Genomic DNA, 23,230 nt, shown 5'->3' with positions numbered 1-23,230 from the left:
GTATTTAAAGTGTCTAAAGTTATAAGTGTTTAAAGTACTTATATTGGTCACAAAAATAATAAAATGTCATTAGAACTTGCAGTTTCTACAGTTTGTTAGTTATTGATGTGAAAATTGCAAGTAGTTCTTTAGCTTCTTGCCTTAGGCTCTTCAGTTTTGGCAGATCTTTCCAATTCAATTCTTCAATCATATTTAGCCAATAATCCGTTTCACTTGCTTCAGCTAGACTTATTTGAATTTTATTCTTAAAGTCTCTCGTGCTTCTAGACCGATTTGCTTCTCTGTAATTAGCACCAATACTTGTGCCTGATTTCGAAAGTTGATTTTTAATAACCTGTGCTTCAGTTGTATTTGGTAATTGAGTTGATAATTCTATGATATCGATTGCAAATTGAAGTGTTCTATTCTCCAATTGCTTGGCAAATTCCTTATTGGTCATTTTAATTATTAAATGAAAATTTATTCAAATCACGTTCCCAAATATGAACCCCCTTCACGTCAAATACTTATAAATCTAAATAAATAAAACTTTAGGCACTTTTAACTCTAAATACTTATAACTTCAAATACTTGTAACTCTAAATACTTATAACTCTAAATACTTAAAACTCTAATCCTATTTGGAAACTAATCGTTTGGTGAGATAATTAAACCGAATATACAATAAAATTGCCGCGGCACTTAATCCGGCTAAAAGTCCTATCCAAATACCCAAACTTCCATACGCCTCTTCTTTACCCATAAAATAACTAACTGGGAATCCAATAATCCAATAGGATATGAAGGTGATTATCGTTGGAATTTTTACATCTTGCAGACCTCTCAATGCACCGAGTGCAATGACCTGAAGACTATCACTAATTTGAAATACTGCTGCCGCTAAAAGCAACGTCGAAGCAATCTTTACCACCTCAAACGTATCCATAGCATTTGTCGGATCGTCTAAATCAACATAGAGATCTGGTAATGCTTTATGAAATACCACAAAAATTATCGCGAATAAAACAGCAAACATAAAACCAACTAAAAATATGGATTCAGCAATCCGTTTTAAGTTTTTGTAATCTTTCAAACCTTTCTGATTTCCGACTCGTACCATGGCTGCTACACTTAATCCCATAGCCACCATAAAGGTCATCGATGATAAATTCAATGCAATTTGATTTGCAGCTTGCGCATTTTTACCCAATAAACCGCTAAGCCAAATAGCAGCGGTGAAAATGGCAACTTCAAAAAACATTTGCATAGCACTAGGTAAACCTAAATTGCTCAATTTCTTTAAAGGTTGTTTACTGAGTTTGAAAAACTTAATATTAGTTACGTAGGCCCTAGATTTATGACGTTTAGCTAATAACCACCACAGGAAAAAGAGCATCACGAAGCGCGAAACTAAAGTACCCACCGCCGCACCAACAATACCCATTTGAGGGAAACCAAATTTTCCAAAAATGAGTACATAATTAATGGCTACGTTTAGGATATTAGCAATAATTGTAGCGAACATTGGGTATTTGGTTAATGATAAACCATCACTAAATTGCTTGAATGCCTGAAAAATAATTAATGGTACAAGCGAAAATGCCACTAAATCTAAATAAGGAATGGCCAAGACTACTACTTCTTCAGGTTGGTCCATTATATACATTAGGGGTTTCGCCAAAAGTGTCATTAAAAATAGTATGATCCCAAGGACTGTACAAAGAAAGAAACCATGCTTAAAGACCGATTTTCCTTTCGTGAAATTTTGCTCAGAATCGGCTTCAGCAACCAATGGTGTAATGGCTGTTGAAAAACCAATACCTAAAGACATGGCTATAAAGATAAAACTGTTTCCGAGAGAAACAGCCGCCAATTCTGCTGCACCCAGTTGACCCACCATAACGTTGTCGACAAAGCTCACAAAGGTATGACCGAGCATGCCCAACATGACTGGCGATGCCAATTTAAGGTTGTACTTAAATTCTTTGGTGTAGTCGCTTAAAACCATGCTGCGAAGGTAGTGCTTAGGTTTTTGTTTTACGAAAAGTGGATTTAGAAATTAATTTATTGAAATTTGACTTATAACGAAGTTACATTGTTCTTCGCCTCTTCAAACTCAGAAATCATATCATTGACGATCTCAGCGACTGGTTTTATATTGTGGATTAAACCTGATATTTGTCCGATCTCTAGTTCGCCGTCGTCTAAATCACCTTCAAACATACCGCGTTTTGCTCTCGCTCTCCCTAATAAAGTTTTCAACTCTTCTATTGACGGTCCTTTTCTATAGAGTTCTTGCACTTCATTATAAAATTTGTTCTTTATTAATCGAACAGGTGCTAATTCTTTCAATGTTAATTGTGTGTCGCCCTCTTTGGCATCAACAACTACCTGTTTAAAATCTTCATGTGCTGACGATTCTTCACTTGCGACGAAACGGCTACCCACTTGAACACCATCTGCACCCAGAACCATACATGCCAGCATAGCTCTACCTGTAGCAATACCTCCTGCAGCAATTAATGGAATCTCCAATTGTTCTTTAACCATTGGGATAAGAGTAAGCGTCGTGGTTTCATCTCTACCATTATGACCACCAGCTTCAAAACCTTCAGCCACAACAGCATCAACTCCTGCGGCTTGCGCTTTAAGCGCAAATTTCACACTGCTCACCACATGTACGACCGTGATACCTCTCTCCTGAAGCCAGTTGGTCCAGGTTTTAGGGTTTCCTGCAGAAGTAAAAACGATCTTTACGCCTTCTTCAACAATAATATCCATGATCTCTTCAATATTGGGATATAACATTGGTACATTCACACCAAAGGGCTTATCGGTAGCGGCTTTACATTTCTGAATATGTTCTCGTAAAACTTCGGGATACATAGAACCTGCGCCAATTAAACCTAATATTCCTGAGTTACTCGCAGCTGAAGCTAAACGCCAACCGCTATTCCAGATCATTCCTGCTTGAATGATAGGGTATTTTATATTGAATAAATTAGTTATTCGATTTTTCATCTATAAAAAGTAAATATTAACAATTTCATTTTTTGCTTGATCAAAAAACGAAACAAAAAAATCAAGACTTAAGAATATTTTGCTAAAAATTTCTTTCGCTCCAGCACAAAAATAAAGTATTTAAAAATGAAGATTATACTTTCTAAAGCTGAAAATTTCATGCTTTAAATTGAGATAACACAATTTGAGGATTTTTGTTCAGTCCTTCGCTTCAATTTATTTTTTACGCAAAATCTTCTTAGGTCTCGGTTGTTCGTCAAAGAGAAAAAATACTAAGCTATGACACCAGAACCTAATAATTCATCATTATGGTACCAAGCTACGAATTGACCTTCGGTGATGGCTGATTGTTTATTTTCAAACTCTACATAAAGTCCGGAACTGACTTTGTGCAACATCGCTTTTTCTAAAGGCTGTCGGTATCTGATCCTAGCCATGACTTCCATGGTTTCATCTTCATTAAGAGCCAAATCTTCCCTAACCCAATGCAATTCATCATTGGAAACAAACAAGACATTGCGCAATAATCCTGGATGATTTTTTCCTTGACCGGTGTAAATCACGTTTTCTTCAACGTCGGTTTCAATAACGAAAAGTGGTTCTTTGGTACCACCAACGGCTAAACCTTTACGCTGTCCTTTGGTAAAATAATGAGCACCCTGATGTTGACCTACTACTTTTCCATCGGAAACGGAATAGACAGGTTTCTTGGCCAAATATGCCAATTCACTTTCTTTGGAATTGAACTCTGGTTGCAATTGGTTATATACTTCTAAGGAATCATCTACCTCAACAATAACACCTTCTTTTGGTTTAAGTTGCTGTTGAAGAAACTCTGGTAAGCGCACCTTTCCAATGAAACACAATCCTTGTGAATCTTTCTTTTCAGCCGTTATTAGATCCTGAGCTTTAGCAATTTCGCGTACTTCTGGTTTAGTCAATTCACCAATTGGAAATAATGCTTTGGCCAACTGTGCTTGAGATAATTGACATAAAAAATAAGATTGGTCCTTATTATTATCTGCACCTGATAAAAGTTGATGGATCTCCTTGCCATCTTTTTTTATGGTTGCTTTACGACAATAATGGCCAGTTGCTACGTAATCTGCACCCAACTCCATGGCAATATCCATGAAGACATCGAATTTGATTTCTCTATTGCAAAGTACATCTGGATTTGGCGTACGGCCTTTTTCGTATTCATTGAACATATAATCAACTATACGCTCTTTATATTGTATGCTAAGATCAACGGTTTGAAATGGTATACCTAATTTTTCTGCCACGAGCATTGCATCATTGCTGTCTTCAAGCCATGGACATTCATCAGAAATAGTCACTGAGTCGTCGTGCCAATTTTTCATAAACAGACCTATGACCTCGTAGCCTTGCTCTTTTAAGAGATAGGCTGCGACGCTTGAATCTACTCCACCTGAAAGTCCAACTATTACGCGTTTCATAAGTTTATTTGTCTGAAAAACTTTGGCAAAATTACAAAATAAAAAAGGCAATCTTATCGAGATTGCCATACGTAAAAGCTATGGGGTCGATAACTTTATTCTATTCGTATTTTTTAATTACTTTTTGATTGGTATGATCAATTTCTTTGGTGATCTTTCCGTTTTTATAATACTTCCAAATGCCCGCTTTTTTGTCGTCCTTATAGTTACCTTCTGAAGCTATCAATCCTTTTTTATCATAGTTTTTGGTTAAACCTTGGAGCTTTCCTTGTTTATATACAGACTCACGAAGCATAAGGTTATCCTCACTAAACCACTCTGACTTTCCATTTAATTCGCCATTTAAATAATTTGCTTTTTCTGCTATGTTACCATTAATATAGAAAACCGCACGTTCCCCTTCAAGCTTTCCATCATCGTTAAAATTTTCAACTATCATTTTCTGAGGCGAATTTTTATGATAATACGTCCATTGTCCTATATAGCGTTTACCATTCATCATACCCTCACTGATGATCTTCTTTTTTGAAGTATAGAAGGTTGTCTTTGCTAAACTGTCGTTCTCATTAAATACCTTAATTGCACTTAATACGCTTTTACCATCTGATAGTGTATAATACTTAAACGTATCGATCTCCTTACCGTGTTTAAAAGTGCCTTCATAACGCTTTTGATCGGTTTGATAATAGTTCTTTGTCCATAAACCGTGGCGTTTGCCGTCTTTATCGTACTGATTAACGGATTTTTGAGCAGAGACAAGTGTTAAAGTTATTGTAAAAATAAAAACCAAATAAACTTTTTGTTTAATCATTTCGTATTTTTGTTAAACAAACGTAATAGTTTGTAGCAATGTTGAACAATTTTAAAAACTCAAAAAAATGAAAATTATTTCAAAAACTTTCAAATTACTTACAGTATTTCTATTGGTTTTAGGTGTTACTGGATGTAGTGATGATGACGACAACAACGGACCAGCAGTTCAAACAACAACAGTTGTGGATGTAGCGGTAGCTAATGGTTTAACTTCTTTAGCAGCAGCTTTACAGGCTACAAATCTAGTGACTACTTTAGAAGGAACAGGACCTTTTACAGTTCTAGCACCAGATAACGATGCATTTACAGCATTATTAAACGCGACAGGTTTAGATTTAAATAACCTAACTGCAGACGAAGAAGCGTTAGTAAGAAATATATTATTGAATCATGTAATCATTGGAGCAAACCTTTCTTCTACGGATTTAGTAAACCTTGGAGCTGGTTATACAAATACAGGAGCAGTAGGTCCAAATAACGAAAATTTAAGTTTGTATTTTAATACTACTAACGGTGTAGTATTCAACGGGCAGTCTACAGTTACAACGCCTAACTTAACTGCTACAAACGGAACCATCCATATTGTAGATACTGTAATTGATTTACCAACGATTGCAACATTTGCTACTTCAAACGATGCATTATCAATATTAGTAGACGCTTTAGCTTATGCAGATACAGGTTCACCTACTGTACCATGGATTGATACAGTTTCTGACGCTACAGCTGGTCCATTCACAGTATTTGCGCCAACAAACGATGCTTTCGTAGACTTATTAGCAGAATTAGAAGTTAATGCCTTAACTGACATTGCAGTTGAAACTGTAGATGGTGTATTAACATATCACGTAGTGGGTGCTAATGTACAGTCTAACCAACTTGCAAGTGGAACTGTAACTACCATAGGTGGTGACATCACAGCAGACGCAAGTAACTTTACTTTAACTGACCAAAATGGTCGTGTAAGTAATATTGTTGTAACCTTAGTAGATATACAAGGAATTAACGGTGTAGTTCATGTTATTGATAAAGTGATCCTAGTACCGTTAGGATAAAAGAGAAAAGTGGAGGCTGATTACCTCATTTTTATATTGATTGATTTAGTTAGTAAGAAACCCAAACGCTCGTTTGGGTTTTTTTTTGGTTAAAATAACCTAGTGTTTCACTACCAAAATTTCCAAAAGGGTTTAGAATCTTTCTTTTTATTTGAAGGTTTATCAGTACCAAAATACTTTTTCACAATTCTGAATACCCGATCATAATTATAATCCTCGCCGTCAATAATCTTTTTCCATTCGATTCCTGAAACTTCAATCCTATTATTTAGAGAACCATTCCATTTCACATTAAATTCACTCTGCCTTAAAACCTCCACAATTTCTTCTGCTACATGTACGGCCGATTCATCCTCTCCATTATGACTATCAAATCCTAAATAAAGGAGATTATCACCTTCAATCAGCCGTTCTAAATCTTGGGTGTGGTAATAGCAGTAGCCCTTAGCGTTAATTCCTAAAGAGCTCAATTCTTCAATAATTTCCATACAATCATCTTCACCGTCTTGTCTTGTATAACCTGCTTTATGTAAGCCAACAATACCATTTGCATTCAATTCATCGAAAGCGTCACGTAGTTTTTCAAAATCAGTCGGTCTCTCCCAATTTCTGCTTTGATTTATATGTTCTGCGATTTTTGATTCAATCTCATCCTTTAGCCAGGTTTCATCAAAATCTTCAACATCATAAAACATATCAATGAGATTTTCAAACAATTCATACTTGTTTTCAAAGCCAAATTTTACATCTAATTCTAGTCGTTCGAGAACTTCTGACTTTATATCGTCATCCATAAATTAACCTTTAATAATTCAGCTTCAATTTATAAAAAATAAAAACCCTTAGTAGTTAAACTAAGGGTTCATTATATAGATAATGGAAAATTACTTCTTCTTACGCTTTTGCTGCATTTGTTTTTGCTGCTCCGCCTGCTCCATCATTTCTTTCATTTTACGTTGGAAACGATTTTCTTTCTTAGGCTTAGATTTACTCACTTCGATCTTAGCTAAGACCTTTTCCTCGTCAATAATGTAATTCTTAATGACGAGCATAATTCCGATACTGATTAAGTTCGAAATAAAGTAATACAAACTCAATCCTGAAGCATAATTATTAAAGAACACCAACATTAATAATGGTGAGAAGTAGATCATATACTTCATCATTTTACTCATATCTGGCATGCCTTCTTGTGGTGGTCCTTGCATTGCTGTTTGTTGACCTGTAGTCATCTTCATATAAAAGAAAATCGCAATAGCTGCCAATATTGGAAATAATGCCACGTGGTCACCATAAAATGGAATATTGAATGGTAATTCGGCAATTGAATCATAAGAACTCAGATCGTCCACCCATAAGAAACTTTTCTGCCTAAGATCGAAAGCTGTTGGGAAGAACATGAATAATGCATAAAACACCGGAATCTGCATCAAGCCTGGTAAACATCCACTCAGTGGACTTGCACCTGCCTTACTTTGCAATGCCATAGTTTCTTGTTGTGCTTTAAGTTTGTTGTCTTTGTACTTGGCTCTAATGGCATCTAATTCAGGCTTTAAGATTTTCATCTTTGCCTGAGAAAGAAACTGCTTATACTGTACAAATGAAAGCATAAGCTTTACCAAAATGGTCATTACAATAATGGCAATACCGTAAGGTAACATACTACTTAACCAGGCAAATAACGGAATAAACAAGGCTTTATTTATCCAGCCGAAAATTCCCCAACCGAATGGAATACTTTCTTCAAGATCTTTATCATAACTCTTCAAAATTTTGGCATCCGTCGGGCCGTAGTATAAGCCTAGGTTTTTATTCAACTCACCACCGCTGTAGGCCAACGGAATCTTTGAGGTATATAATTTTGTAAATAAAGAATCTACTTCTTCATCTTCAACTAAATTCTTAGACGTCATGTCTACCTTACTAAACGGACTCTCATTAGCCACTAATATTGAACTGAAGAAATGCTGTCTGTAGGACAACCAATCAACATTTTCAACGGTTTCTTTATCGTCGCCCATTTGCGAAAGCTTTTCAACACGGTCTGTGTCGTGTTTGTAGGTTAAGCGTGTGTAGCGATTTTCATAAGTGATACTTTTTGCATGGCGCATCCCTTTTTGTTTCCAATCTAAATGTATTGGCTGTGAAGTGTTAAACACATTACTTAAACCTTGTGACCTGATGGAAAAATCAATCATGTAATCCTCTGGTTTAAGCTCGTAGCGGTACTCTAAAAATTCAGATTCTGAAACTTTTAGTTTCATAGATACCACTGTATTCTCTCCACTTTTAGAAACTGAAGGTTGAAATGGAAAGTCTTGTGTATTTAAAGTACGGTTATCTGAGGTTCCGAAGGTAATATTGAAATTACTATTCATGTCCTTCACCATATAGATTGGTAAAGAATCGTAGTCCACAAAGTTCTTCAATTTTACTTGTGCGAGTTGACCACCTTTTCTGTTGAATATTAATTCGAATACATCAGTTTCGACTGTTGTTTGGTCTTCGCCAGGCAATTCTAATGCATAAGCAAAAGACCCTACCTTATTCTGAAGCGCAATACGCTGGGTAGAATCTATGTCTTTTACGCTTGTATAATCTTCGGCAGACGTAACAACTGTTTCTTCTTGTTTGCTCGGTTTTTTCTCGGCTTCAACTTGTTCTTGCTCTGCTTGTTTCTGAGCTTCAATCTCTTCTTCGGACGGTGAGTTTTGATACATCATGTACACCAAGATTCCGAAAATCAGGATAAATCCTATAATTGAATTAATATCGAGTTTTTTTTCTTCCATAATATGTTCCGAAAATACGGATATATAATTAATGATTATTGGGACTCAAAAAGTCGTCCAAAATTCATTTAGCGCCAAAGTGGCATATTATTTCTTTTTATTGTACTTCAGGGCTGCTGCAACAAAAGCTACAAATAATGGGTGTGGATTTGCTACAGTACTTTTATATTCAGGGTGATACTGCACCCCTACAAACCAGCTGTGATCTGGAATTTCAATGATTTCAACCAGTCCGGTTTCAGGGTTTAATCCTGTTGCCTTCATGCCAGCCTCTTCAATTTGGGTCTTATAATCATTATTAAATTCATAACGATGTCTATGACGCTCTTCAATATTTTTTTCGCCATATACTTTATAAGCGATACTATTTTCACGGATATCACAAGCCCATGCGCCCAATCTCATGGTTCCACCTTTTTTCACCACATTTTTCTGAGATTCCATTAAATCGATCACAGGGTGCGGTGTATTTTCTTCCATCTCGGTTGAATTGGCATTGCTTAAACCAATGACATTTCTTGAATATTCAATAACTGCCATTTGCATTCCCAGACAAATTCCCAAGAATGGAATATCATTTTCTCTTACAAATTGAACCGCAGCAATCTTCCCTTCTACACCGCGCTCACCAAAACCTGGAGCAACGAGTACGCCATCTAAATGACCAAGTTTGAATTCGATATTATCTTCATTCAAAAATTCAGAGTGTATGGCTTCAACCTTTACCTTGACTTCATTTTCGGCACCGGCATGAATGAATGACTCTAAAATCGATTTATATGAATCCTGAAGCTCTACATATTTTCCAATTAAACCAATAGTAACTTGACTTTTCGGATTTTTATGACGCTTAAGAAATTCGTTCCAACGGTCTAGGTCTGGTTGTCCACTTTTTAGATTAAGTTTTTCTAACACCACTTTATCTAGTCCTTCATCTAGCATAAAATTTGGCACATCGTAAATTGTAGATGCATCAATAGATTGAATAACTGCTTCTTTCTTTACATTACAGAAACGTGCCAGTTTTTCTTTTAAACTATTGCTTAATTGATGTTCCGTGCGACAAACCAATACGTCGGCATGTACTCCACTTTCCATCAAGGTTTTTACACTGTGCTGTGTTGGTTTTGTCTTTAATTCTCCAGCTGCTGATAAATACGGAATTAGGGTTAGATGAATAACCAATGCATTATGATCACCAAGTTCCCATTGTAATTGTCTAACAGCTTCTATATACGGTAAAGACTCAATATCACCAACTGTACCACCAATCTCTGTTATAATGATATCATAATCTCCAGAATTACCCAAAATTTGAATCCTGTGTTTTATTTCATCAGTAATATGGGGAATGACCTGTACAGTCTTTCCTAAAAATTCGCCACGTCTTTCTTTGTCAATGACACTTTGATAAATTCTTCCTGTAGTTACATTGTTAGCTTGCGAGGTTGGTACATTCAGGAAACGTTCGTAGTGCCCTAGATCGAGATCCGTCTCTGCCCCATCATCTGTTACATAGCATTCACCATGCTCATAAGGATTTAGGGTACCGGGATCAATGTTAATATAAGGGTCTAATTTTTGGATGGTAGTTCTGTAACCTTGTGCCTGTAAAAGTTTGGCTAGAGATGCGGCAATAATGCCTTTTCCGAGGGAAGAAGACACACCACCAGTTACAAAAATATACTTAGGGTTTGTGGTCATGTTACGTTGTTAAACGCAGGCAAATTTACAAAATTAAACGAGTATTCTATGAATTGTTAATATTATTTGATTGATGACTTATTAAACTTAATTGATAAAGACTTTTTCATACATAATCTCCTATGAATCAAAGTATTTAAAAAGATAAATTTGGTCTTTGAACGAATATTCTTAATAATTTTTGATAGTTAACCTATATTGTAAGTCCCTATGAAAACTAGGCCAATTTTTGTTGGTTCGATTTTATCAATTCTAAAATATAGCATTTTCAATCTGTCTAAGGATAAATTGAAACCTAAGCCTTATTATAAGAATTGGTGTATTAACTGATAGCATAAAATTGTAACCATGAACAAAGAGACAGCTCTCCCTTTGGCTAAAACTATTATTAGGCAGGTTTTAAGAATTAAACACCCATACACTTCTGGTGGAGGCACACAGAGAAGCAGATACTGCTATTCTGTTTGGATGCGTCATTTAAATAACTGGAGTAATCATAAATCGGGTGTCCCTTCGGTGGTTGCTGAATTAGGCCCGGGCAATTCTCTAGGTATTGGATTTTGCGCTTTACTTTCTGGAAGTGAACAATTAAACACACTCGATGTGGTTCAGTATTGGGATACCGAACGCAATCTGAAAATGTTTAATGAATTAGTTACGTTATTCAAAAGTCAAATAGATATTCCTGGTAATGAAGAATTTCCAAGGATTAAGCCTGCTTTAGACGACGATGCTTTTCCATCTGATATATTGACAGAAGCTGTTTTAAAGAATTCATTGAATGAAAATCGACTAGATGCTATTAGATCTGAGATTAAAGATTTAGATAATCCTGAGAATAAATATATTAAGTGTCATGTGCCTTGGTACAATTCAAAAATCATTCTCAATAATTCAGTAGACCTAGTTTACTCGCAGTCCGTTTTACAATATATTGACGACATTGACGGCACATTTTCAGCGATGAAAAAATGGTTAAAACCGAAAGGATTAATGTCTCATAGTATTGATTTTTCGTCTATTGGACTTACAAAAAATTGGAACAGCCACTGGACCTTTAGCGATCTTGAATGGAAGATCATGAAAGCTGGTAAGGACTTTATTATTACGCGTCGGCCTTTTTCATTTTACCTCACTCAAAATGAAGATCATGGGTTTAAGGTATTAGAACACAAAGTTAGAACTCGGAAAAATTCTTTAGCACACCATCAACTTGCACGAGCGTTTAGAGATTTATCAGATAGTGATATGGAAACCTGCGGAGCTTATATACTATCGCAAAAAGTTTAATTTTATTTCTTGAAGTTGTTCTTAATCTGATGGATGATTTCTTCAAGTCCGTTAATTTTTATATCGTGCATCTGAATCATCATTTTACCCAGTTTACCTTCAGGCCAACCTTTCTGCTTAAACCAGGTATAATAATACTCAGGAATATCAATCAAATATTCACCTTTATACTTACCAAAAGGCATTTTGTAGTGCGCGAGTTCAATAAGGGCCTCTTTACTACCTTCCAATTTATTCAGACTTGTATTTATCAAGCTTTTGAAGTTCATCCTTAATGTAGCCTTCCCAATATTTCTGGGCCTCTTCTACAATAGAATGTTGCGTTTGCTCATCGTAAGTATGTTGTGTTTTAGTGAGTGCCGTATTAATAGCCTCATGGATTTGGTTCATCTGAACCTTAATATTCTGATTTACAACCAAACGCTCTAATTGCTGCCTAAACTTACGCGCATAAAGTTCAGTTATATCGAAATGCAACTGTTCATGACCAAGAATATAATCATTGGCGCTATCACTTAAATACCATGATTTATTTGGGTAAAAATGGGCTTCCACAGAAGTTGAAAATCCGATAATTCTGCGACCTGAAGTCTTCACGGAGTAGCCAAACGTAATTCCCGAAGCTGTAAGTGCAACTGCTTCTGAATTGGCATCAGCACCTGCCTTAAAATCCTCCCATGTTAACTTACGCTCTTCATTCCATGTTATAGTTTCCTCATTGGAATTGGTTCCAACAAAAAGTAACACCAAACATATTATGATCGATTTTAATTGCATTTATTGCCAGTTAAATGTAATATCCTTTTCAATATCGGGATGTAAACTGTAATGCACAGGACATGTATTTGCGGTTCGCTCTAAAATTGCCTTAGTCTTAGGGTCGGCTTCAATCGGAAAATTGATAACAACTTCAATTTTTGAAATTCTTCGTGGGTCGCTCGCCATGGTTTTCGTCACCTCAGCCGTTGTCCCAGACATATCTACTCCCATATCTCTTGCTTTTATTCCCATAACCGTTAGCATACAACTTGCTAAACCTGTTGCAACAGTATCTGTAGGTGAGAACGCTTCGCCTTTACCATTATTGTCTGTAGGAGCATCAGTAATAAAAGTATTCCCCGATTTTACATGCAAACTTTCAGCTCTTAAATCTCCTTGATATGTAACTTTTGAGGTCATATTAATTGGCTTCAACAATTTTAAGATTATCGTACTTTACAATATAGACAGCTTCGTTGGTGTATCCGCCAAACATTGATTTGTTGTATCTAAATTTGTTCTCGATATATTCAGTTTCGATGATATCTGCAGAGGCTTCGTACAGGTTGTCTTCAGTAGCTAAGCGCAATAAAATATCTAAGGTAATATCGAAACCACGAGCAACATATTTACTTGGTGAAATACCATAAATTCTACGATAAGATTTCACAAAAGAGCTGTACTTATCTTCATCAAAATCTTTGTGAACAGATGGATAATGAAATTTAAGGTTCGATAAATTATTGTTGTCAATCGACTTACCTTCGAAGGCACGATTTTTATTTGTAGTCACTAAAACAATCTCGATGTCTTCAAGCATTAATCCATTAAGCATACTGATTACACTCGAAGCGAAAGGATTACTATTTGTTTCAAGAAAAACAATGGTCTTACCGTTAGGAAATACATTTTCTAATTCAACCGGATAAATGAAATGAGCATCTTTCTTTGTTTTCTTGTCTAATTGTGAAAAGATCAATTTCGCATCAGGAAATTCTTTTTTTAACATTTGAGCCTTTGTTCGATTGGCCTGATCTGCGATAACAACCACCTTGGTCTTAAGACTATCTTTCTTAACAAAGTCTATCATTCCTTTTTCTAGAAGTTTATCTTCCGGAATAGTCTGAAAAACATTTGAATACACCTCCTTTGGTTTGTTTAATGCGGCAATTACCGGGACTCGATCTCTCCTTAAGGCCACTGCCACTCTATCAAAACTTTGTTCTTCCATCGGACCAATTACGGCATCGTAATCCGAAAAATCATTTGCCTCAAGTAACTCTCGAGTTCTAGCCGCTTGATAATAGGTGTCTAATACTTTTAAATCTGTAGAAATACCTAGTTGCTTGGCAGAGTCTAAAGCCATCGTAACACCAACATGAAAATCCAATACAATAGACAATAACCTATTGTTTTTGATCATGTCCTTGGCCTCCTCGACGGAATCCGTATCTATCTTATTAAGACGATAAGGCATCATTAAAGCTAGTTTTTTGGTTTTAAAGTTCTTTAAATTTGAAACTAGTTTTGTTGTTTCAACATCCGAAAGATTGGATGCTGTGTCGACTGAAGCTGGTATTTTAAGTATCATACCTACTTTAAGTCCACCATCTTTCAATTCAGGGTTTAAGTCCTCTAATTCTTCTTGTGTTAAGCCCGTTTTAATCTTCAACCTATAATAACCTTCCTTCGGTAAAACCTCATAATAACTGTAAAGCGAATCAACCGGCTTTTCTGCCTTATCTTCAATGTTCGGAACATTGAGTTCATCTCCAGGTTGAAGGACAGGTTTCATATTTGGGTTTAACCCTTCGAGCTCAGCCACTGTAATACCAAATTTATAAGCTACACGCCATTTACCTTCCTTCGGCAGTACGGTATACTTCTTTATGGTATTCTTATAGGTTTGCTTAGATATAAATGTCTTATAGCGCGGTATTTTGATCTTATCACCTTTCTTTAAGTTTTCAGAATAAAGAAAGCGATTAGCTTTTTTAATATCCTCTTCAGATACCTTGTACTTTTGCGATAAGCCGTATAGCGTTTCCTTACGCTTAACTTTGTGGTTTTTATATCCAATTAACTCGCGTGATTCTTCTTCAATTGGTTCGTTTTTAACCTTTGAATTTGGAATGATCAGTACCGTATTGGGCTTTAAGTTTGATTTGGCATCAGGATTTAATGCTAATATATCGAATGGTGTTACCAAATATTTTTTGGCAATGCTTTCAATTGTTTCTCCTTCCTTAACCGAATGCTCCTTGTAGTTCTGAGCGCTTAGGTTAATGGCCAAACCTATTAGTATGATGGATAAAAGCTTCTTCATGTATATTGTTTTAGCTAATTCAATTCTTGGAAACAAAATCAGCTAATAAGTCACTACTTTATTCCCATTCTATAGTCGCTGGTGGTTTTGAGCTGATGTCATAAACAACTCTGTTTACACCTTTGACTTTATTTATTATTTCATTCGAGGTTTTTTGTAAAAACTCGTATGGTAAATTCACCCAATCTGCGGTCATTCCGTCTGTACTTTCAACAGCTCTCAAAGCCACACATTTCTCGTAGGTACGCTCATCACCCATTACTCCTACACTATTTACCGGTAAGAGCATCGCTCCTGCCTGCCAAACCTTATCGTATAAATTCCACGATTTTAGGTTATTTATGAAAATAGCATCTACCTCTTGTAATATACGTACTTTCTCACGAGTTAGATCTCCTAAAATCCGAATTCCTAATCCAGGACCCGGAAATGGATGACGTCCTAACAACTGTGAATCCATATTCATCGAAGCACCAACACGTCTTACCTCATCCTTAAACAAGGCCTTTAATGGTTCTACAACCTGAAGTTTCATGTAATCTGGTAATCCACCAACATTATGATGACTTTTAATTGTAGCACTTGGTCCTCCTGTTGCCGATACACTTTCGATAACATCTGGGTATATTGTACCTTGTGCCAACCACTTCACATCTTTTATACGATGGGCTTCATCGTCAAAAACCTCAATGAACACGCGACCTATGATCTTTCGTTTTTTCTCAGGATCGCTTTCTCCTTCTAAGGCATCCAAAAAGCGTGCCGAAGCATCTACACCTTTAACGTTCAATCCCATGCCTTCGTATTGATGTAGTACATCTTCGAACTCATTTTTTCTAAGCAATCCGTTATTTACGAAGATACAATAGAGGTTATTACCTATAGCTTTGTGCAACAGCATTGCCGCCACAGATGAATCTACACCACCAGATAAACCTAGAACAACCTTATCATCTCCAAGCTTTTCCTTTAATTCTTCAACCGTTTCATCAACAAAAGCGTTTGGCGTCCAATCTTGCTCTATTCCACCAATTTTGATGAGAAAGTTGTGCAACAATTGATGACCATCTGTGGTATGATAAACTTCAGGGTGAAACTGAATCGCGTAAGTGTCTTCGCCTTCAATCTTAAATGCGGCATTTTCAACATCGGCAGTACTTGCCAATAAAACACCTCCTTCTGGAAGTCTTTTAATGGTATCACTATGACTCATCCATACTTGACTACCTTCGTGAATATTTTCAAAAAAGTCTTCATCAGATTTAATAAAACCTAGGTTAGCTCTTCCGTACTCTCTAGTACTTGAATCTGCCACCTCACCTCCAGAAAAATGTGCTAGATACTGCGCACCGTAACATACGGCAAGCATCGGCTTTTTCCCTCTAATTCCTGATAGATCAGGATGAAGGACATCTTCACCTCTTACTGAGTTTGGGCTACCAGATAAAATGACAGCTCTAAAGCTATCAGAATCTGAAGGAATCTTATTAAATGGATGAATTTCGCAATAGATGTTTAATTCTCTCACACGCCTAGCAATTAGCTGTGTGTATTGCGACCCGAAATCTAAAATTAGGACTTTGTTATGTTGCATGTGCAAAAATAACAATTGCTTTTAGATTCGAAATTTACAGATTGGTATTTTTTAGATAATTTTTTAACAGGTAAAAAACAATGATTAGTCTAAGACTTTAAATTGAAATACACCCGATTCTGAAGTATTGCCTTCAGCATCTCTTGTAACAATCTCCCAGTAATAAATGGTATCTGGACTAACGGTAACTGTCAATTGATCTGAAGCAAAATTACTCGTATTTAATTCTGGCGGATTTTGAGTTCCAAAATAGATATCGTAATTAACAATATCGCCGTCAACATCAGTGCCTTCCCATTCAAGTAAAACGGCGTTTGTGCTTGGTACATTTTGAGCCATACTTGGTGACACTATTTCTGCTGGAAATGGCGCATATGTTTGAACTCCGGGACCTGCGTTATAGAAGTTCCAAATCTCACTATCTAGAGCTTCTCCTTGAGAATTATAACTTACATACCAACGGAAGGCCACCGCTCTTTGAATAGTTACTGGGAATATAAAATCTTCGGTTTCAAACTGTTGGATATTCCCATTGTTTAAATTTTCAACAGTAAGAATATAAGTCTGGGCACCATCATTTGGCTCCCACTCAAAAAAGACTGTACTCTCTGTTGGTGTAAGGTCAGTACCTTCGTTGCACAGAGAATCTTCAAAAGGGAATACTAAACGCACCCCTTCAATTGGATCATCTCCTCCGTTGGGATTTCCAATTGGCCCGTCGTCAGTTGTATCCTTACATGAAATTGACACTAAAAATATAAGTACAAAATAGATCAACTTTTTCATCGCTTGATAATTTTTTGGAAAGACGTACTTGTCTCAGATTTAAGTTTAACTAAATATATCCCAGAAGGAAGACTCTTAGTGTCAACCGCCATTTCTAACCCTCTGTTTTTAAGTTTTTTAGAAACCATAAGTTGACCTAAAGCTGAATAAATTTCAACACTAACATCGTCATCTAAAATGCCGTTATAGATTTTGAAACTTTCATTAAATGGATTAGGGTATATCAAAAAATCTTGGGCATAAATGAAGCGTTTTTCAAATGTTCCCTGACATTCAAGATCGGTGCTTACCTTCAATATATTTTCACCTTGAACCAATTCAAACTGTAGCGATGAATTATAGGTGGTTAATAATTCGCCATTAAACTCTACATGATATTTAGTATTTCCAGATAGGTCTACAGAAATCTGATTAGTGTCTGCCATTCGCCCTGCAAACACTTCTAAAGGATTTTGTTCAGTAATGATTATGGTGTAGCAAATCTCATAGTCTGGCCATTCGGCAATTGTTATACACATGGTATAGGTGCCGGCTAAGAGATTAAGAATATCAATATCGTTAGAAAAGTTGAATTGTTGATTGAATCCTTCACCTGTGAGCGTTGCAGTATAATTATACACTTCTTGAGCCGCAATTGTAATCATTCCGTTATTACTATTTAAACAGGTTTCACCTGTGATAGAAACCGTAAAATTATCTGGTGGAAGATTCACTATAGCACAGCCAAAAAGATCAACGGTTGCTCCAAATGGTGTGTTTGGACATAGATCATCTTCGTTTGGAATACCATCATTGTCAGCATCATCACATATGATCTGATAGCTCGCGGTGTCGTCTTTTGTCCAATTATCGTAGAAACCATCTTCATTATTAACAACAGCCACAGGGTTATCCACTAGAATACACCCCAAATCAGGGTTGTTTACCGCATTAAATACCTGAATATTTTCATTATTACCATTCTGTACATTTAGCTGATCGCTGACGAGTGCATTAGATTGACAAAACAGCAAATTAAGATTTGAATTTTGCGAAAGATCTAAGCTCGCAATTTGATTTGAAGCACAATTTAGAGTTTCAAGTAAATTTAAAGTAGATACATTCAAACTTGAAATGTTATTGTTTGAAACATTGACCTCAGTTAATGCTGTATTTAATTCAATATTAAGCGCTGTTAGATCATTATTTGAAACATCTAAACTGGCAAGATTTAAAAGGTTAGATACATCTAAAACACTTAGTAAGTTGTTTGAAATATCGAGGTTAACCAAAAGTGCATTCAAACTTAAATCTAAAACTGAGATCGTATTGTTTTCAGTATTTAGTGTGGTGAGGTTTACAAATGCTTCTATGCCCGTAAGGTCGGAAATATTTCGTCCGCTAAGGTCCAAAAAAGTGATGGTTTCTACAGTTGCTGTTAGAACATAATCATCTAACGGACCTGAATCATATCCGAAGTCAATTAGGGTCTGTTCAAAATTGTCGTCTGGGACAAATGTTTGTCCGAAAAAGCAATTTACAGCTAACTGTGTCGTCGCATCGATTAGCCAAGTGGCACCAGCTGGGATTGTACCATCATCAGACTCAATACAAAGTAAATTTGGATTATTCTGGGCATCAAAACTCGCCAGTAAATTATTCTGACCGTTTTTAATATTGAGAGATTCCAACATATTTGATTGGCAATTCAAACTTGTAAGATTTGTATTAAATTGAAAATCTAATTCAATAATAAAATTGTCCTGACAATCAATGGCTTGTAGCGACAAAACATCGCTGGGCAAAAAGCTTGTGAAATTATTCGAGGCAATATTGAGATCTGCAAGATTTGTATTATTACTAAGGTTGATACTACTAATTGTATTGTTTGAACAATCAATAGAGTTCAATGCACTATTATTAGACACCTCTAACTCCAATAGTTGGTTGTTTGAGCAGTTAAGACTCAGTAGATTACTATTTGAACTAAGGTCTATTTCCGACAATAAGTTATCAGAACAGTTAAAGTTTTCGAGTGCTTCAAAATCTTCAATTCCTGTTAAATCTGAAATGCCATTGCCACTAATATCAAGAGTGAGTAGTCCTTCAATATTTGCTGTAATGACAAAATCATCCAAAGGTCCAGAATCCAAACCTAGATCAATGAGCGCTTGTTCAAAATTATCATCTGGCACAAAGGTTTCTCCAAAATTGCAGTCTTCACTGTAATCTGCAGCTTCATCTTTAATCCAGGAAATGCCAATATTATCAACATCATCGATTTGAATACAGGTTAAATTTGGATTTCCAGAAGCATTCAGAGTTGCGATTTCTCCATTTATTCCGTTTTTGATATCGAGATAACTTAAAAGATTGTTAGATACATCAATGATAATCGTTTCAGGACAAAATTCAGTTTGATCAGGCTGATAGATGCATGCCGAAGTGGCCATTGTAGACAAATCGATGTCACTTTCGATCTGATTATTGCTAAGATTGAGTCTTTTCAGTAAACTAAGGTCGTTAGACAAGATTACATTTGATAAATTATTTGAGCTGAAATTCAATTCAATAAGATTTGTATTAGTGCTTAAATCCAAATCTGTGATCTGGTTGTTTGAACCTGAAATTGATCTAAGATTAGTATTTGAATTTAGATCAAGCTGTGTGATCTGATTGAAATCAAAATTTAAATGTTGTAGCTGCATATTGCTGCTTAGGTCTATAGCTGATAGCGCATTCTGCGCCAGCATTAATTCTATGAGATCAGGATTATTTGTAACATTGACACTAACTAGTTGATTGTTGGTAAGCTCTAAATATTCAAGCTCGGTATTACTTGAAGTATCGAGTTGGGTAAATTCGTTTGAACCTGCATTTAACCTGAGTAATACTGAATAATTTATAATATTGAGTGTCTCTAAACTGTTATTAACGCAGCTGATGCTCAACAATGTGGTATTTAAAGTATTAGTGGTAAGGAGGCTATTCAAATCATTGCTATCGCATTTTAGGTCTTCAAGCAGATTAGCATTACTAATATCGAGTTCTAGTAAATTATTATTCGAACAATTCAACTCACGTAACATTGTATTTGAAGATACATTGAGCACATTCAAATTGTTTTCTGAACAATCCAAAATTTCGAGACTTGGATTTTGCGAAACATCTAAATCAGTGAGAAAATTGTCGGCACAAAAAAGTTCAGTTAAACTAGTAGTTCCTGTGGTATTAAATACACCTTCAGTAGCATTGACATCATTGGTTAATAGATCATTAGAACTGCAGTTTAGTCGTTCTAAAAATATCATATTACTCACATCTAAACTTTCAAGAAAATTACCACTACAGTTGAGTTCAATTAGCGATCGAAAATCCTGAATACCGGTTAAGTCTGAAATACTCGCATCACTAACATCCAAACTTTGAATCTGTTCAATATTGGCTGTTAAAACCTGTCCATCTATTAGATCATCAACACCCAGATCGATCAAGTTTTGTTCAAAAAATGCATCTGGGATTAGTGTGAAACGATTGTTTTCACAATCGCCATTATAGGTTGTAAAATCATCCTTTTGCCAACTTGCGGGGATGTTTGCAACAATGGCATCATCAACATTAATACAAAAAAGATTTGGATTTACTGTTGAATTAAATACCACAAGATTGGCATTGTTTCCGTTTTCAATATTTAATGAATTGAGTGCATTATTGCCGACCAACAATGAGGTTAAGGCTGTATTTGAAGTTAACTCTAAAGCTTCGATCTGATTCATTGAACAATCGAGAATTTCTAGAGTAACATTAGCACTTAGATTTAAAGTTGACAGGCTATTATTAGAGCAATTAAGATCTTGTAATGCCACAAAATCCTGAATACCCGTAAGATCTTCAATAGATAAACTTGAAACGTCTAAAATGGTTACCACAGCGACATCAGCGGTCGGTACAAAATTATTAAGCGTACCATCTGAATCGATACCAAGATTAATCAGCGCTTGTTCAAAATTATCGTCAGGAACATAGGTTCCGCAATTTGTGTTGTAAGTGGCCGCAGCATCTTTTTGCCATCCGGCTGCTGCATTTGCGAAAGCCACATCATCAACTGCGATACAAAATAAATTTGGGTTGTTAGTTCCATCAAAATCCGTGATCGATGCATTATTTCCATTATTGAGATTAAGCGCAAACAAATTATTATTACTACAGAACAATCCTGATAGTGCGGTATTTGAGGTGATATCAAGAAATTCAATCTGATTCATTTCACAATTCAGCGTTGCGAGCATCAGATTTGAACTGATATCTAAATTCACCAGATTATTACTGGCACAATTCAAACTTGTTAAATTGGAATTTAAACTCACATCCAAATTGGTGAGCAGATTCCCTGAACAATCAAGATCAGTAATAGCTACGTTAGTACTTATATCAAACGTCTCAAGAGCATTATTCGCAATATTAAGGTCTAGTAATGCCAAGTTATTTGAGAATTCGGCATCCTCGATATTGTTATTACTACAATTCAAAATTTCTAAAGCAACAAAGTCTTCAATACCTTCAAGGCTTGTAATAGCAGCGCCTGAAATATCTAAATCTACCAAGGTGTTAATAATGGCAGTAAGCACCAAGTTATCAAGGATATCATCATAGCCGAGATCGATCAGTGCTTGTTCAAAATTATCATCGGGTACATAGGTGTAAATATCAACGCAAACGCCATCAGTATAATACGTCCAATCATCTTTGACCCAACCATTGGGTGTAAATCCAGCATCAATCTGAATACAGAATAGATCAGGATTATCCGAGGCATCGAAAATGGTAACCAGATCATTAAATCCATTTGCAACGTTTAAGCTAATCAGTTGATTTCTTGAAACATTTATGAGTCCTGCATCCTGACAAGGAGTTTCAGGGTCCGTTTGAGGATCTGGGCAAATTACCGTATTAATAGAACTTAAATCTAAGTTGGTCAATAAATTATCAGAAGCATCAATGCTATTCAATAAAGTATGCGACGTAAGGTCTAAATTAGAGATCTGGTTTGAGGCGCAAAACAATCCTTCTAAATTCAAATTGTTACTTACCACTAACTCACCTTGAATTCGATTATTTGAAACACTAAGAAGCGTCAACTCTGTATTATTAGAAAGATCAACAGCAGAGATCTTGTTATCTGATGCCGTTAAACTCCTCAAAGCGGTATTCAATGAAATATCCAACACTTCGATTTGATTATCTGAACAATTGAGCGTCTCAAGATCGAGATTAGTACTTACATCAATTTCTGTTAGAAAGTTTGACCCACAGAGTAAGGTGATTAAATTGGTATTTGTTGAAACATCAATAGTAGTAAGATCATTATCCGTGCAGATCAAAGTTTCTAAGGCCTGAAAGTCTTCAATTCCTGAAAGATCCGAAATGCCTAAACTACTTAAATTTATTGAAGTTACCACCTCAATCCTATCTGTAAAAACGAGACCATTATTGGCAATCCCATCTCCTAAGCTCATGGCATCACCTACACTGACCACCGCACCATCTGCGCTATGTGTTTCAAGAAAATCTTCAAATATAGGATCTGGAATGGCAGTGGTTTGTGCGTTCAGAAACTGGCAGCACCAAAACACCAAAACAAGACCTGTTATAACTTTAGTTCGCATACGAAT

17 protein-coding genes are annotated in these 23,230 nt (G+C 35.9%); 2 read left to right on the top strand and 15 right to left on the bottom strand.

Features of this window, described 5'->3' with window-relative positions:
* Positions 1–85 precede the first annotated feature (85 nt).
* The 5 genes from DDY94_RS09245 to DDY94_RS09225 form a co-directional block, all read right to left on the bottom strand.
* On the bottom strand, positions 86–439 hold the full coding sequence (locus DDY94_RS09245) for a four helix bundle protein (RefSeq protein ID WP_111683825.1): 354 nt from the start codon (positions 437–439) through the stop codon (positions 86–88).
* A 177-nt stretch (positions 440–616) separates the two neighbouring features.
* The gene (locus DDY94_RS09240; RefSeq protein WP_111683824.1) at positions 617–1,987 is read right to left on the bottom strand and encodes an MATE family efflux transporter; all 1,371 of its coding nucleotides are present in this window, start codon (positions 1,985–1,987) and stop codon (positions 617–619) included.
* A 71-nt stretch (positions 1,988–2,058) separates the two neighbouring features.
* Entirely contained in the window at positions 2,059–3,000 is a 942-nt protein-coding gene (locus DDY94_RS09235; protein ID WP_111683823.1) for an NAD(P)H-dependent flavin oxidoreductase, read from the bottom strand.
* Between the two features lie 272 nt (positions 3,001–3,272).
* Positions 3,273–4,460, bottom strand: coding sequence for a tRNA 2-thiouridine(34) synthase MnmA (mnmA, locus tag DDY94_RS09230; protein WP_111683822.1), 1,188 nt, complete (start codon positions 4,458–4,460; stop codon positions 3,273–3,275).
* Positions 4,461–4,560: 100 nt separating this feature from the next.
* Positions 4,561–5,271, bottom strand: a complete 711-nt coding sequence (locus DDY94_RS09225; RefSeq protein ID WP_111683821.1) for a toxin-antitoxin system YwqK family antitoxin — start codon at positions 5,269–5,271, stop codon at positions 4,561–4,563.
* 67 nt (positions 5,272–5,338) lie between these two features.
* Here DDY94_RS09225 and DDY94_RS09220 point away from each other — a divergent pair, with 67 nt between their 5' ends.
* Positions 5,339–6,328, top strand: coding sequence for a fasciclin domain-containing protein (locus DDY94_RS09220; protein WP_111683820.1), 990 nt, complete (start codon positions 5,339–5,341; stop codon positions 6,326–6,328).
* Between the two features lie 110 nt (positions 6,329–6,438).
* Here DDY94_RS09220 and DDY94_RS09215 read toward each other — a convergent pair whose 3' ends face one another.
* The 3 genes from DDY94_RS09215 to DDY94_RS09205 form a co-directional block, all read right to left on the bottom strand.
* Positions 6,439–7,122, bottom strand: coding sequence for a DUF6891 domain-containing protein (locus DDY94_RS09215; RefSeq protein WP_111683819.1), 684 nt, complete (start codon positions 7,120–7,122; stop codon positions 6,439–6,441).
* A gap of 90 nt (positions 7,123–7,212) precedes the next feature.
* Entirely contained in the window at positions 7,213–9,120 is a 1,908-nt protein-coding gene (gene yidC, locus DDY94_RS09210; protein ID WP_111683818.1) for a membrane protein insertase YidC, read from the bottom strand.
* A gap of 87 nt (positions 9,121–9,207) precedes the next feature.
* Positions 9,208–10,824, bottom strand: a complete 1,617-nt coding sequence (locus DDY94_RS09205; protein WP_111683817.1) for a CTP synthase — start codon at positions 10,822–10,824, stop codon at positions 9,208–9,210.
* A gap of 348 nt (positions 10,825–11,172) precedes the next feature.
* On the opposite strand from DDY94_RS09205, the gene DDY94_RS09200 reads away from it, so the two are divergent.
* Positions 11,173–12,114 (top strand): methyltransferase domain-containing protein, encoded by a 942-nt coding sequence (locus tag DDY94_RS09200; protein ID WP_111683816.1) that lies wholly within the window; start codon positions 11,173–11,175, stop codon positions 12,112–12,114.
* Positions 12,115–12,116: 2 nt separating this feature from the next.
* Here DDY94_RS09200 and DDY94_RS09195 read toward each other — a convergent pair whose 3' ends face one another.
* From DDY94_RS09195 to DDY94_RS09165, 7 genes are all read right to left on the bottom strand, one after another.
* The gene (locus tag DDY94_RS09195; protein ID WP_232817848.1) at positions 12,117–12,344 is read right to left on the bottom strand and encodes a DUF3820 family protein; all 228 of its coding nucleotides are present in this window, start codon (positions 12,342–12,344) and stop codon (positions 12,117–12,119) included.
* Between the two features lies 1 nt (position 12,345).
* Complete coding sequence (locus DDY94_RS09190) at positions 12,346–12,891, bottom strand: DUF922 domain-containing protein (RefSeq protein WP_111683814.1); 546 nt, start codon at positions 12,889–12,891, stop codon at positions 12,346–12,348.
* Positions 12,892–13,293 carry an OsmC family protein gene (locus tag DDY94_RS09185; protein ID WP_111683813.1) on the bottom strand — a complete coding sequence of 134 codons (402 nt, stop codon included), beginning with the start codon at positions 13,291–13,293 and terminating at the stop codon, positions 12,892–12,894.
* Between the two features lies 1 nt (position 13,294).
* Positions 13,295–15,199, bottom strand: coding sequence for a LysM peptidoglycan-binding domain-containing protein (locus DDY94_RS09180; RefSeq protein WP_111683812.1), 1,905 nt, complete (start codon positions 15,197–15,199; stop codon positions 13,295–13,297).
* 58 nt (positions 15,200–15,257) lie between these two features.
* Positions 15,258–16,793 carry a glutamine-hydrolyzing GMP synthase gene (gene guaA, locus DDY94_RS09175; protein ID WP_111683811.1) on the bottom strand — a complete coding sequence of 512 codons (1,536 nt, stop codon included), beginning with the start codon at positions 16,791–16,793 and terminating at the stop codon, positions 15,258–15,260.
* A gap of 84 nt (positions 16,794–16,877) precedes the next feature.
* Positions 16,878–17,579 carry a hypothetical protein gene (locus tag DDY94_RS09170; protein WP_111683810.1) on the bottom strand — a complete coding sequence of 234 codons (702 nt, stop codon included), beginning with the start codon at positions 17,577–17,579 and terminating at the stop codon, positions 16,878–16,880.
* On the bottom strand, positions 17,576–23,224 hold the full coding sequence (locus DDY94_RS09165; protein WP_111683809.1) for a T9SS type A sorting domain-containing protein: 5,649 nt from the start codon (positions 23,222–23,224) through the stop codon (positions 17,576–17,578). Before DDY94_RS09165 ends, DDY94_RS09170 begins: the two co-directional genes overlap by 4 nt.
* Between the last annotated feature and the right edge of the window lie 6 nt (positions 23,225–23,230).

This window comes from Winogradskyella tangerina (assembly GCF_003260205.1).
GTDB classification, from domain to species: domain Bacteria; phylum Bacteroidota; class Bacteroidia; order Flavobacteriales; family Flavobacteriaceae; genus Winogradskyella; species Winogradskyella tangerina.
Note: the sequence above shows the minus strand (reverse complement) of the source record. Positions and strands in the feature narration are given on the sequence as shown.

Coding starts and splice junctions, on each gene's coding strand:
- DDY94_RS09220 (WP_111683820.1), top strand. CDS start 5,339: ATGAAAATTATTTCAAAAACTTTCAAATTACTTACAGTATTTCTATTG.
- DDY94_RS09245 (WP_111683825.1), bottom strand. CDS start 439: ATGACCAATAAGGAATTTGCCAAGCAATTGGAGAATAGAACACTTCAA.
- DDY94_RS09235 (WP_111683823.1), bottom strand. CDS start 3,000: ATGAAAAATCGAATAACTAATTTATTCAATATAAAATACCCTATCATT.
- DDY94_RS09165 (WP_111683809.1), bottom strand. CDS start 23,224: ATGCGAACTAAAGTTATAACAGGTCTTGTTTTGGTGTTTTGGTGCTGC.
- mnmA (WP_111683822.1), bottom strand. CDS start 4,460: ATGAAACGCGTAATAGTTGGACTTTCAGGTGGAGTAGATTCAAGCGTC.
- DDY94_RS09190 (WP_111683814.1), bottom strand. CDS start 12,891: ATGCAATTAAAATCGATCATAATATGTTTGGTGTTACTTTTTGTTGGA.
- DDY94_RS09225 (WP_111683821.1), bottom strand. CDS start 5,271: ATGATTAAACAAAAAGTTTATTTGGTTTTTATTTTTACAATAACTTTA.
- DDY94_RS09170 (WP_111683810.1), bottom strand. CDS start 17,579: ATGAAAAAGTTGATCTATTTTGTACTTATATTTTTAGTGTCAATTTCA.
- DDY94_RS09180 (WP_111683812.1), bottom strand. CDS start 15,199: ATGAAGAAGCTTTTATCCATCATACTAATAGGTTTGGCCATTAACCTA.
- DDY94_RS09240 (WP_111683824.1), bottom strand. CDS start 1,987: ATGGTTTTAAGCGACTACACCAAAGAATTTAAGTACAACCTTAAATTG.
- guaA (WP_111683811.1), bottom strand. CDS start 16,793: ATGCAACATAACAAAGTCCTAATTTTAGATTTCGGGTCGCAATACACA.
- DDY94_RS09205 (WP_111683817.1), bottom strand. CDS start 10,824: ATGACCACAAACCCTAAGTATATTTTTGTAACTGGTGGTGTGTCTTCT.
- DDY94_RS09200 (WP_111683816.1), top strand. CDS start 11,173: ATGAACAAAGAGACAGCTCTCCCTTTGGCTAAAACTATTATTAGGCAG.
- DDY94_RS09215 (WP_111683819.1), bottom strand. CDS start 7,122: ATGGATGACGATATAAAGTCAGAAGTTCTCGAACGACTAGAATTAGAT.
- yidC (WP_111683818.1), bottom strand. CDS start 9,120: ATGGAAGAAAAAAAACTCGATATTAATTCAATTATAGGATTTATCCTG.
- DDY94_RS09185 (WP_111683813.1), bottom strand. CDS start 13,293: ATGACCTCAAAAGTTACATATCAAGGAGATTTAAGAGCTGAAAGTTTG.